The sequence below is a fragment of the Oleiphilus sp. HI0080 genome (genome assembly GCF_001635135.1).
Map to the genome: position 1 here is coordinate 1 of NZ_LWFU01000781.1, position 11,839 is coordinate 11,839.

Genomic DNA, 11,839 nt, shown 5'->3' on the forward strand with positions numbered 1-11,839 from the left:
CAAAGGGCTTACGGGGCTCAACATCATTGGTTGCGACGTTGTCGAAGTCGCTCCGCCTTATGATCACGCAGAAATGACCGCCCTTGCCGGTGCGACCATTGCCACGAATATGCTTTGTCTACTGGCTGCAGATCAACCTGATAGAGTCTAAAGCTAGTTTCGGCGAAGTTTTAAGTACGTGGTGTCTTTTACTTGCTCCATCACCACAAGAGTGGTGGACTCTTGCACTCCCGGTAAAGACAAAAGCGTGTCTCCAAGAAATTTTCGATAATGGTCCATATTGGCCACCCTCGCCTTTATCAGATAATCAAAGTTACCGGATATCAAAAAGCACTCTTGCACTTCGTCCAAGGCGATTGCGGCCTCTTTAAACTCTTCAAAGATGTCGTGCGACATACGTACTAGCCGAATCTGAACGAAAACGATCAGATTGCTATGCAAGTATTCCGGATCAAGCAAAGCGGTATAGCCTTTGATAATCCCCTCTTTCTCTAAACGCTTAACACGTTCCATACAAGGGCTCGTCGTCAGACCCACTCGACGCGCCAATTCTGCGTAACTAATACGCCCGTCTTTTTGTAGTTCGTCCAGTATGTGCAGGTCGATCTTACTGAGTTCTTTACGTTCTTCCACTTTATGGTATGCCCCAACAATAACAGCAATATTTGCTTAATTATAACCAGTATTCAGTAGATTATTCTGCTTAATAACAAAAATATCGGCAAAATACATAAATAATTCTGAGCTTTTTTTCCTATTATTTCTTCGTTGAAATCACCCTTTTGGAGACGTAACAATGCTTATCGGTGTACCTAAAGAAATTAAGAATCATGAGTATCGAGTTGGTTTAACACCTGCAGGAGTAAGAGAGCTCTCAGAACATGGCCATAAAGTGATGATTCAAGCAAATGCCGGTGAAGGAATTGGTATCAGTGACGAGTTATATGTGGACGCTGGTGCTGAAATCGTATCAGACGCCCCCGAGATTTTTGAACGTGCAGAGATGATCATTAAGGTAAAAGAGCCTCAGCCGAACGAGTGTAAAATGTTATGTGAAGGCCAACTACTCTTTACCTATCTTCATCTAGCTCCAGACCCAACTCAAACAGAGTTACTTCTTGCATCAGGCGTTAGCGCCATTGCCTATGAAACAATTACTGACGATAAAGGTACTCTGCCGCTTCTCGCTCCGATGAGTGAAGTTGCTGGCCGTATGGCGATTCAAGCTGGTGCGCACAGTCTAGAAAAAGCGCAAGGCGGCAATGGCATGTTGCTTGGTGGTGTTCCAGGTGTATCTCCTGCAAAAGTAAGCGTTATTGGTGGAGGTGTGGTTGGGCTGAATGCTGCTAGAATGGCTGCAGGTATGGGTGCTGACGTGACGATTCTTGATCGCAACTTAGACCGTTTGAAACAAATCGACGATATGTTTGGCCCCAATATTAAGACCTTATACAGCACGTCAGAAGCCATTCATTCTGAAGTAATAAGCGCTGATCTCATCATTGGCGCAGTACTTATCCCCGGTGCAGCGGCACCGAAGCTGGTTACAAAAGCAATGCTCTCAGAAATGAAAGATGGAGCTGTGCTTGTAGACGTTGCGATTGATCAAGGCGGCTGTTTTGAAACATCGAAAGCAACAACACACGCAGCGCCCACCTACGAGATTGATGGCGTCGTCCACTACTGTGTTGCCAATATGCCGGGCGGTGTAGCTCGTACCTCGACGTTTGCGCTGACCAACGCGACCCTACCTTATGCAATCAAGCTTGCGAATCAGGGTCTTGCCGCGTTAAAGGGTGACAAACATCTACTCGCGGGTCTGAATGTCCACAAAGGCCAAGTGACTAACCGCCCAGTATGCGACGCACTTGGATACGACTTGGTTGATCCAGCGGAAGCGATCTCTTAACCACGAGTCCTCACCCGCGAGAAAACGGCCCTCTGGGCCGTTTTTGCTTTCTAGGCCCAGGGGTGTGTTATATAATAATCTAGTCGTTTAATATTTTTTACATTGGTGATAAACATGGCTGAAAATCGCTGCGCTGCCTATTACACAGCAACCCTCAATAAAGAGAGTGATTACCCGAAATTAGAAGGCGACGTTACAGCCGACGTTGCCATCATTGGTGGCGGCTTTACTGGAGTGAATACGGCAATTGAACTGGCAGAGAAAGGCTATTCGGTTGTTGTGATTGAAGCGAACAAAATTGCTTGGGGCGCCACCGGAAGAAATGGCGGTCAAGTAACAGGAAGCTTATCCGGCGATGCGGCAATGGTTAAAAACATGCGGAAAACCATTGGAACAGAAGCGGAAGATTTTGTTTGGAACTTGCGGTGGCGCGGGCATGACATTATCAAAAACCGAATTGCCAAGTATGGAATCGAATGCGATCTGAAGTTTGGGCACCTTCATACTGCTTATAAACCGAGCCATATGCCGGAGCTAGAGGCTAGCTTCAACGAAGCCGTTCGTCGTGGAATGGGTGATGACGTATGTTTACTCAAGCGCGAAGAGATACCAGATTACCTCGATACTGACATCTATCACGGTGCTATTTATAACAAGCGCAATATGCACCTGCATTCAGCGAATCTATGCCTGGGGGAAGCGGAAGCAGCAAGCTCTTTAGGGGTGAGAATCTTCGAAGATTCAAAAGTAACGGACATCGAGCACGGTGTCACTCCGGCCGTGATTACTGAGTTTGGTAAAGTGACAGCGAAGAAAGTTATGCTCGCGGGTAACGCCTATCATAAGCTCGAACGCTCAAAAATGGGTGGCAAAATTTTTCCTTGCGCTGGCGGGTTGGTAGCCACTGCGCCATTAGGCGAAGAGTTGGCCAATGTAATCAACCCGAAGGATCTTGCTGTCTACGATTGTCGTTTCGTGCTCGATTACTATCGCCTGACCGCCGACAAACGTCTTCTTTTTGGTGGTGGCGCTAATTACAGTGGCAAGCCCACCCGCGATATAGAGGCAGAATTGCGCCCGGCGATTGAGCGGACATTTCCTAAGTTAAAAGGGATTCAAATTGACTACCAATGGAGTGGCATGATGGGGATTGTCATAAACCGCATTCCTCAGCTTGGCCAACTTTCAGCAAACGTATTTTATGCCCAAGGGTATTCTGGTCATGGTATTGCAAGCTCACACATTATCAGCGAGATTATGGCCAATGCGCTTGATGGTGAGCTAAGGGAGTTTGATATTTTTGCTGAGTGTCCGCACATACGCGTTCCCGGTGCGGAATGGCTTGGTAACCAGTTCTTGGCAATTGGAATGTGGTATTACGTGATGCTCGAAAAGCTGCGATAAAAAACTCAAACCTAAAAAAACCGGCTTAAAGCCGGTTTTTTTATTGTAGCTATCTCTGCTACAAGATCCTATTACTTGCCGCTTTTCAAAGCAGTCCACATACGTGAACCGGCACGATCAAATTTAGGACCGTAGACTGGGAACGTAAACAAGTTCTTCTCTACTTCAGGCGTTGGATAAATAGCCGGATCCGATGTGATCTCTTCATCAATTAACTCCTTTGAAGATGGCACTGCATTCGGGTACCAGACATAGTTCGAAACACCGGCAATCACATCTTTACGCATCAAGAAATCAAGAAACGCATGTGCATTGTCCGAATTTGCTGCATCTTTTGGAATCGCGAGCATGTCGAACCAAAGACCAGCTCCTTCTTTAGGAATGATATAAGCGACTTCTACGCCATTCTCTGCTTCTGCTGCACGGTCAACGGCTTGTAAGATATCACCCGACCAGCCAACTGAGAGACAAACATCGCCATTGGCCAAGTCATTGATGTACTGTGAAGAATGGAAATAACGAACGTGAGGGCGAACGCCGTCCAGAAGGTCTTTTACCTTACCATTCAGCAGTTTAGTATCCGTCGACTTTGGATCTTCGCCTAGGTAGTTCAGTGCCGTGGGTACAAGTTCATCCCAAGCATCTAAGATAGTAATACCACAATCGGCTAACTTTGCCGCTAATTCAGGCTTGAAGACCAAGTCCCAAGTATCAGTGGGCATGTCTTCGCCTAAACGCTCTGCAACTTTGCCTACGTTGATACCAATACCGGTGGTACCCCATAAATAAGGAACAGAATGCGCGTTATTTGGATCTAGTGCAGAGAGTTTTTCCATCATGGCCGCATCAAGATTCTTGTGATTTGGCAGTTTTGACATATCCAATTCTTGAAATACGCCCGCCTGAATCTGTCGTGCCATAAACGTAGCGGAAGGAACAACTACATCGTAACCCGTTTTACCAGAAAGCAACTTAGCCTCTAGAACGTCATTACTATCGAAAACATCATAAGTAACCTTGATGCCTGTTTCAGCTTCAAAATTCGCTAATGTATCTTCAGCAATGTAATCAGACCAGTTGTACACATTAAGGGTTTTGTCCGCTAACACGCCAGCAGAAGCCATCGCACATGTACTAGCAAGTACAATATTTTTTATCGTTTTCATAAGTTCTCCTCGATTACACCAATTATTGGTTTTCTTGAGGTGCGGTCTGTTTTCCACTAGCCCGCACATAATCCATTAAGCCTTAGTTTTTTATGCCTTAAGTCTTTGATTAATCTACTTACTGTAAGCAGATTGAATCTCCTTTTGTCGTTGCAATTCATTTCTTCGCATAATCCACCAAGCAATAAATGCTGCGACGGATACCGCAAGCACTAGCAACGTTGCTAGCGCATTGATCTTAGGGCTCACTCCAAGTCTGACGCTTGAGAATACAACCATTGGTAATGTAGTAGAACCTGGGCCGGATACAAAACTCGCAATGACCAAATCATCAAGTGATAATGTAAAAGCGAGTAACCAACCTGCCAACAAAGCCGGAGCGACTATTGGCAAAGTGATATATATGAACACCTGTAACTTGTTCGCGCCAAGATCCATTGCAGCTTCCTCAAGACGTTGGTCCAGCTCTCTTAGCCGAGCGGATACAACAACAGCCACATAAGCCATGTTAAACGTTGTGTGTGCAATCCAAATCGTCATCGCTCCCCGTTCGGAAGGCCAGCCAATCATCTGGGACAATGTCACAAACAACAATAACAACGACAAGCCGGTGATCACCTCGGGCATAACCAAGGGAGCGGTAATCATACCGGTAAATAAGGTCTTTCCCTTGAATGCGCCTGATCGAACCAGCGCTATTGCGGCCAACGTGCCTAGTGCCACAGCCGCGCTAGCGCTCAGAAAAGCAATTTTTAAACTCATCCAGACAGCATTCATCATTTGCTCGTCTTCAAACAGTTCGCCATACCACTTGGTAGAGAATCCAGCCCAAACCGTGACCAAGCGCGACTCATTAAACGAGTAGACAATCAAAATAAAGATAGGCAAATAGAGGAATAGAAATCCGCCAAAAAGGATTGCCCAGGAAAGCGTATTTGTTTTATTCGTGCTCACTGGCTTTCTCCTCAAAATCTTTTGCCTGATACCGCTGGAAGATCGTTATGGGAATAATCAGTAATACGAGCATAATTACCGCTACGGCCGCAGCTCCCGGCCAATTGCGGGCATTGAAGAACTCGCTCCACAATAACTTACCAATCATGAGCGTATCGGGACCACCTAACAACTCAGGTATAACAAACTCCCCTACGGACGGAATAAATACCAACATCGAGCCTGCAATAATTCCCGAAATCGAAAGGGGCAACGTTATTTTGAAAAAAGAACCTACTGGAGTAGCACCGAGATCGGCCGCTGCTTCAAGTAAACGCCCATCATGCTTAACTAAGTTGGTGTATATGGGCAGTACCATAAATGGAAGATAGGCATAGACGATACCAATATAAACGGCTATCGGCGTATGTAGGATCGCCAAGGGTTCATCAATGATTCCGACCCCCATTAAAGCATTGTTGAGCAATCCATTGGTCTTAAGAATACCAATCCAAGCATAGATACGAATCAAAAATGACGTCCATGACGGCATGATCACGAGCATCAGTGCTAGATTTCTCGAATGTGGCGGCAGTTTAGCGATCGCATAGGCAATCGGGTAGCCAATTAAAAGACAGAGCAATGTCGAAACAAAAGCGATCTTAACCGAGCTGATATAGCCGCTTAGGTAAAGATCGTACTCATATAAGTCTATGTAATTAAATAGATTCAGGCTGATCGTATACACATCGTCAACAAAGCTCGTTAACGGCGTATAAGGAGGCTGTGCAATTTGTGACTCACTGAAGGAAATCTGTAGAACAATGAGAAATGGCACAAGAAAAAACAACAAGAGCCAAGAATAAGGTAAAAAAACAACCAGCTTCTTCCCTAGCTTTCTCGTTGGTTTAAGAAGTGTGCTGACTAAGGAACTCATGAGGTTAACACGACCCCGCTTGTTTCTGCCCAACTTACATAAACATCGTCTTCCCACGTAAGTCGAGGTTCTTCCGCCCCACCCCAGCGATCACTGTTCGCCATAGAGACAAGTACAATTTTCCCGCCACCGATATCGACATGATAGATCGAATGACTTCCAAGATAGGCTATATCTTTGATCACTCCCCGAGCGTAGTTACATGATTGATCTGGCTTGTTTCTCGAGATACTTACTTTTTCAGGCCTTAGTGCAAAAGCCATGTCCATACCGATATTCCCAACGACACCATGAGCTGCCCGAATCGGAACTTCGAGCTGGGAACAAGTCAGCTCCGCATGATCAGGTTCATCCTTCGACATCTTACCTTCAAAGATATTAACCGAACCGATAAACTCCGCTGTCATCCGGCTATTGGGGTTTTCATACACATCAAACGGCGCACCAACTTGACGAATCACACCTTGGTCCATAATCCCGACACGCGATGCCATGGTCATGGCTTCTTCCTGGTCGTGTGTAACCATCACACATGTCACTTCAACAGACTCAAGTATGTCGACGATTTCCAGCTGCATTTGCGTACGAAGCTTCTTATCAAGAGCGCCCATTGGCTCGTCTAAGAGTAACAATTTTGGTTCTTTAGCGAGACTCCGCGCTAACGCCACGCGTTGTTGCTGTCCACCGGATAACTGATGAGGCTTACGGTTCGCATACTCACTCATTCTAACTAAGGTCAGTACTTCTGCTACCTTCGCCTTAATAGCGGGTTTGCTCAACTTATCGTGCTTCAAACCGAATGCGATGTTCTGTTCAACGGTCATATGCGGAAATAAAGCATATGACTGAAACATCATGTTGATCGGTCTTTGATAAGGGGGAATCCTGGCCATTGATTGGCCATCCAACAGTATCTCTCCGCTAGTGAGACTCTCAAAGCCGGCTAGCATTCTTAGAAGAGTCGATTTACCGCAGCCTGAAGCACCTAGCAGTGCAAATATCTCTCCCTGGTATATCTCTAAGCTCACATCGTTTACAGCTCTAAAGCCGTCAAATTCCTTAGTGACGCTTTTTAATTGTACTTGTACTTTTGGTTGCGAGAGTTTGTTTGGTTCGCTGAGGGACATTCACTAGCTCCGGGCTAAACGGTTACTGCTTGTTTTGGTTTAAGCCTAATGTAAAGCAAATAGGCTGCCAAAAATATTGTTATTTAATACACAAGTGTTCGTTTTATTATACACGCACTATAAAACAACATTAGCCGACTGGAAACAAGAGCGGTTTGGTAATTAGTCTGTATGATCAAGACGATCTGTTAGATATTTCGCAATTTGATGAGAATATGGAAGGTCTAGAATAACGTCGTCTGCGTTATTTTGGTGCGCTTTATAATTCTACCCGCATCATTTTTGCGCCGTTACCGTACTTGGCCAAACTAGCCTCGTCTGCAGAGTTCACCACTTCAAAGCCTGCAACCTTACTCCAAAAGGAGCTGGATGCCTGCACTGCAACTAAAGTCATACTCTTCGCCCCCTTCGACTTCACTTCTGAGAGTAAACGCTCGACCGTAAGCTTACCAAGACCTCTTCCAGAACAAGATGGGTTCAACGCCATATCATGAAGGAAAACGTTCGTTTCCTCGCTATTTATAGAGGATAGTTTTTTTGAATTTAAGGGTGGAATTTGCGTCCTAGAGTAAGGATGCGCGAGTACGTAGCCAAGAACGTGGTGCGTAAGCTCATCCTGAATCAAGAAGCAGAAGTGTCCTAGGATATCCGCTTTTTCTTTGAGTACTTCAATATCCTCGACTAAGTCAGAAGAGTAAGCAAGGCGTTGGACACGGTCTACCTCCCGCCAATCTGCTAAGTCAGAGATGCTCACTAGTTTGATCATTGCCTTTCCCTCATATAAAAAAACCATGTAGTTGCATCAGCAAAAACATGGTTTTAATAAAACTTGGAACAGTCTTGCTAGACGTCCAGGTTAGTAACCTCAAGCGCGTTTGACTGAATGAAATCTCTACGTGGTTCCACTTCATCACCCATTAAGGTTGTGAAAATCAGGTCTGCCGCGACAGCATCCTCAATCGTCACCTTCATCATACGGCGAGTCTCCGGATCCATTGTCGTTTCCCATAACTGATCAGGATTCATCTCCCCCAAGCCTTTATAACGCTGAATCGCTAGTCCACGCTGTGCTTCTTTCATCAGTAAATCGAGCATTTGACCGAAATCAGAAACGGGTATTTTCTTCTCACCCTTTTGCACATACGCTGACTCTTCAAGCAAGCCTAGTAAAGCCTCAGATGTTTTAGAGATGGCAGCATACGAACCGCCTTCAATAAACTCTGTCTTAAGAATATAACTGGTAGAAATACCGTGCACGTATACATCGATCTTAGGCAGGAAAACGCTGTGCTCTTTATCTTCAAACACGCTTGCCATGTAATTAGTTCCGGTCGCCTTGTCCAAACCAAGATGTTCGGAAAACGCGCTAACCCACTCTTCAACCTGAGACTGATCTTTCAAAGATGCAGCATCTAAGCGACGTACTTTTAAAAGCGCGTTCAATGCTTTCTCAGGATAACTGCGTGATAACTTGCCTATGGTGTCTTTCGCCAACCGATAACTATTTACCAATGTTTCTAATGCTTCTCCAGTAAGAGCAGGAGCACTCTCATTAACAAATAGCTTAGTGTCATCTAAAGCCGATTGCGTTAGGTACGCTTCAAGCGATTTTTCATCTTTCAAATATTGCTCTTGCTTACCCTTTTTGACTTTATATAGAGGAGGCATAGCGATAAAAACATATCCCCGCTCTATAATTTCACGCATCTGTCTGAAGAAGAAAGTCAGCAACAATGTACGAATGTGCGAACCGTCAACATCAGCATCCGTCATAATAATGATGCTGTGGTATCTGAGTTTTTCAATATTATATTCTTCACGTCCGATCCCACAACCAAGAGCCGTAATCAGCGTTCCTACCTCTGCAGAAGAAAGCATTTTGTCGAACCGAGCTTTTTCCACATTGAGAATTTTACCCTTGAGGGGAAGGATAGCTTGAGTTTTTCGATCACGTCCTTGCTTCGCTGAACCTCCTGCAGAATCACCCTCCACTATGTAAAGTTCGGACAAGGCAGGATCTTTTTCCTGGCAATCGGCTAGTTTTCCAGGTAATCCCGCAATATCTAGAGCACCCTTTCGGCGGGTCATCTCACGTGCCTTTCTCGCCGCCTCTCGAGCTCGAGCAGCTTCGATCATTTTACCCACGATCAATTTAGCTTCTTGTGGGGCCTCCATCAGATATTCACCAAACGACGAGTTCATCTCCTGCTCTACAGCAGACTTAACTTCAGATGAAACAAGCTTATCTTTCGTTTGAGAAGAAAATTTAGGATCTGGTACTTTTACCGAGATCACGGCCGTCAGTCCTTCTCGAGCGTCATCTCCGGAAGTTGCAACTTTTGCGTTTTTCCCAAGTCCTTCGCGATCAATGTACTGATTGAGCGAACGAGTAAGTGACGCTCTAAACCCAGCTAAGTGAGTACCACCATCGCGCTGTGGGATATTGTTTGTAAAACAATAGATATTTTCTTGGAATCCATCATTCCACTGGAGTGCGACCTCGACTCCTACTCCATCTTCACGCTGTGTAGAGAAATAGAAAACTTGGTTGATCGTCGACTTATTTGTATTCAAATATTCGACAAATGCCTTTAAACCACCTTCATATTCAAATCGCTCTTCTTTACCAGAGCGCTCATCATGAAGAACAATACAGACCCCTGAGTTAAGAAACGCTAACTCTCGAATTCGCTTAGCAAGAAGATCATAGTGAAACTTAATGTTAGTGAACGTCTGTGGCGAAGGTTTAAAATGTACTTGTGTACCGCTGCTCTCGGTTGTACCGACAACTTTCAAACGCTCTTGAGGAACACCATCGTGATATACCTGTTCGTGTACTTCTCCGTTTCTTCTAATCGTTAGCTTTAGAAGACTAGACAACGCGTTAACAACCGATACACCTACACCATGCAGGCCACCTGAAACTTTATAAGTATTGTCATCGAACTTACCGCCAGCGTGGAGAACGGTCATAATTACTTCGGCGGCAGAAATCCCTTCTTCTTCATGGATGTCTGTTGGAATGCCGCGGCCATCATCAGAAACCGTGATAGATTCATCTTCATGAATTACAATCTTGATCTCGGAACAGTATCCGGCCAAAGCCTCATCAATCGAGTTATCTACAACTTCAAAGACCATGTGGTGTAAGCCTGTCCCATCGTCAGTATCACCGATGTACATGCCTGGTCTTTTCCTAACAGCGTCTAGACCTTTGAGGACTTTAATGCTTGAGGAGTCGTACGAATTAGGGGTATCACTCATTGTGTTTCCTGAGATATCTAAGTCTTTATAGTTAATGTATTAGCGGCGTTATCTTACCATGTTCCACGTGAAACATTCTTGTTTTGTGTGATAAATCTAGCTTGGAAATCAAGCGCTCATACAATGAATGATCGAGCCCGGTGGCAATTACACATGTCTCAAGCCCTTGCAATTGACCAAGCAAAACTTCCAAATTCGCTTCGTCTAACTCTGACGCGAGATCATCCAAAAGCAACATACAAGCTTTGTCTGTGGCACCATACAACACTTCAATCTGAGCCAGATGCAGCGCCAACACTAACAGTTTTTGCTGCCCCCTCGACAAACCTTCTTGGACAGGAAGACCATCGTAACTGAACTTCAAGTCTGCCCGATGAGCACCATAGTGCGTGGTGCGTCTTTTAATATCCTTGCCGCGACTAGCGATAAGAGAATCAAAAAGAGATTCACTGTTGGACCAACCCCGTGAATAGCTTACCTGAAGACGTTCCAGTACCTCTTCCCCAAATAAACGAGATGCCCTTAACCAAAAGGTCTCAATCACCCGCTCTATAATCGGCGCTCTGAGACAATGAATACGCTCGCCGAGCTCCGCCAACTGCTGATCCCAAACTGCAATTAGCTGCTCGTCAGGCCGACTTTGCTTCAACAGCGCTGCTCTCTGCTTTAAAACACCAGTGTATCGTTTCCAAACGTCGCCAAAAGAATGTTCCACGTGGAACACTAACCAATCGAATAACCTTCTACGGGAACTAGCACCACCTTCTAATAAGTTAAAACTTCTTGGCTCGACAATCTGAGTCGGCAACACCCAAGCGATCTCCGCAATACTTGCCGCATGCTCACCATCGATTTTCGCTACATAGCGATCGCTTATCGATTTTTTTAAGGCAATAACACGGCGACCATTCCCCGCCCTGCCAACGCCACAAATCACTCCGCGTAGGACAAACTCTTCATACGACCCAATATTAGAAATAATATTCTTCGTCTTGCTAGTACGAAAAGATTTTCCATTCAGCAAGGTATAGATGCTTTCTAGAAAGCTCGTTTTTCCGGAAGCATTGCTACCGAGTAGCACCACGAAATTAGCATCGAG

The 11,839-nt window shown here is 45.2% G+C and carries 11 protein-coding genes; 3 read left to right on the plus strand and 8 right to left on the minus strand.

From position 1 onward, the window contains the following. A partial coding sequence (locus tag A3751_RS21885; RefSeq protein ID WP_197466412.1) for an arginase family protein occupies window positions 1-151 on the plus strand: 151 nt, incomplete at its 5' end. 2 nt (window positions 152-153) lie between these two features. On the opposite strand, the gene A3751_RS16150 is transcribed toward A3751_RS21885, so the two are convergent. Further along, a complete protein-coding gene (locus A3751_RS16150; protein WP_369819930.1) occupies window positions 154-654 on the minus strand; it encodes an Lrp/AsnC ligand binding domain-containing protein in 501 nt (166 codons plus the stop codon). A 142-nt stretch (window positions 655-796) separates the two neighbouring features. Between A3751_RS16150 and ald the strand changes: the two genes are divergently transcribed. Together ald and A3751_RS16160 are read left to right on the plus strand one after the other, a co-directional pair. Beyond that, a complete protein-coding gene (gene ald / locus A3751_RS16155; protein WP_068457920.1) occupies window positions 797-1,909 on the plus strand; it encodes an alanine dehydrogenase in 1,113 nt (370 codons plus the stop codon). Between the two features lie 114 nt (window positions 1,910-2,023). Continuing rightward, entirely contained in the window at window positions 2,024-3,313 is a 1,290-nt protein-coding gene (locus A3751_RS16160; protein WP_068457922.1) for an FAD-binding oxidoreductase, read from the plus strand. A 71-nt stretch (window positions 3,314-3,384) separates the two neighbouring features. Here A3751_RS16160 and A3751_RS16165 read toward each other — a convergent pair whose 3' ends face one another. The 7 genes from A3751_RS16165 to A3751_RS16195 all read right to left on the minus strand — a co-directional run. Continuing rightward, complete coding sequence (locus A3751_RS16165; RefSeq protein WP_068457924.1) at window positions 3,385-4,479, minus strand: polyamine ABC transporter substrate-binding protein; 1,095 nt, start codon at window positions 4,477-4,479, stop codon at window positions 3,385-3,387. Window positions 4,480-4,593: 114 nt separating this feature from the next. Then, window positions 4,594-5,433, minus strand: a complete 840-nt coding sequence (locus A3751_RS16170) for an ABC transporter permease subunit (RefSeq protein ID WP_068457926.1) — start codon at window positions 5,431-5,433, stop codon at window positions 4,594-4,596. Beyond that, window positions 5,420-6,349: an ABC transporter permease subunit gene (locus A3751_RS16175; protein ID WP_068457928.1), complete on the minus strand. Its 930-nt coding sequence runs from the start codon at window positions 6,347-6,349 to the stop codon at window positions 5,420-5,422. The genes A3751_RS16170 and A3751_RS16175 overlap by 14 nt, the downstream gene beginning before the upstream one ends. Continuing rightward, window positions 6,346-7,476 (minus strand): ABC transporter ATP-binding protein, encoded by a 1,131-nt coding sequence (locus A3751_RS16180; protein ID WP_068457930.1) that lies wholly within the window; start codon window positions 7,474-7,476, stop codon window positions 6,346-6,348. The genes A3751_RS16175 and A3751_RS16180 overlap by 4 nt, the downstream gene beginning before the upstream one ends. Window positions 7,477-7,735: 259 nt before the next feature. Then, window positions 7,736-8,242, minus strand: a complete 507-nt coding sequence (locus tag A3751_RS16185; RefSeq protein ID WP_068544184.1) for a GNAT family N-acetyltransferase — start codon at window positions 8,240-8,242, stop codon at window positions 7,736-7,738. Between the two features lie 77 nt (window positions 8,243-8,319). Then, window positions 8,320-10,740 (minus strand): DNA topoisomerase (ATP-hydrolyzing) subunit B, encoded by a 2,421-nt coding sequence (gyrB, locus tag A3751_RS16190; RefSeq protein ID WP_068457935.1) that lies wholly within the window; start codon window positions 10,738-10,740, stop codon window positions 8,320-8,322. 31 nt (window positions 10,741-10,771) lie between these two features. Then, window positions 10,772-11,839 (minus strand): DNA replication/repair protein RecF (locus A3751_RS16195; protein ID WP_156492543.1); only part of this gene is annotated, 1,068 nt, incomplete at its 5' end.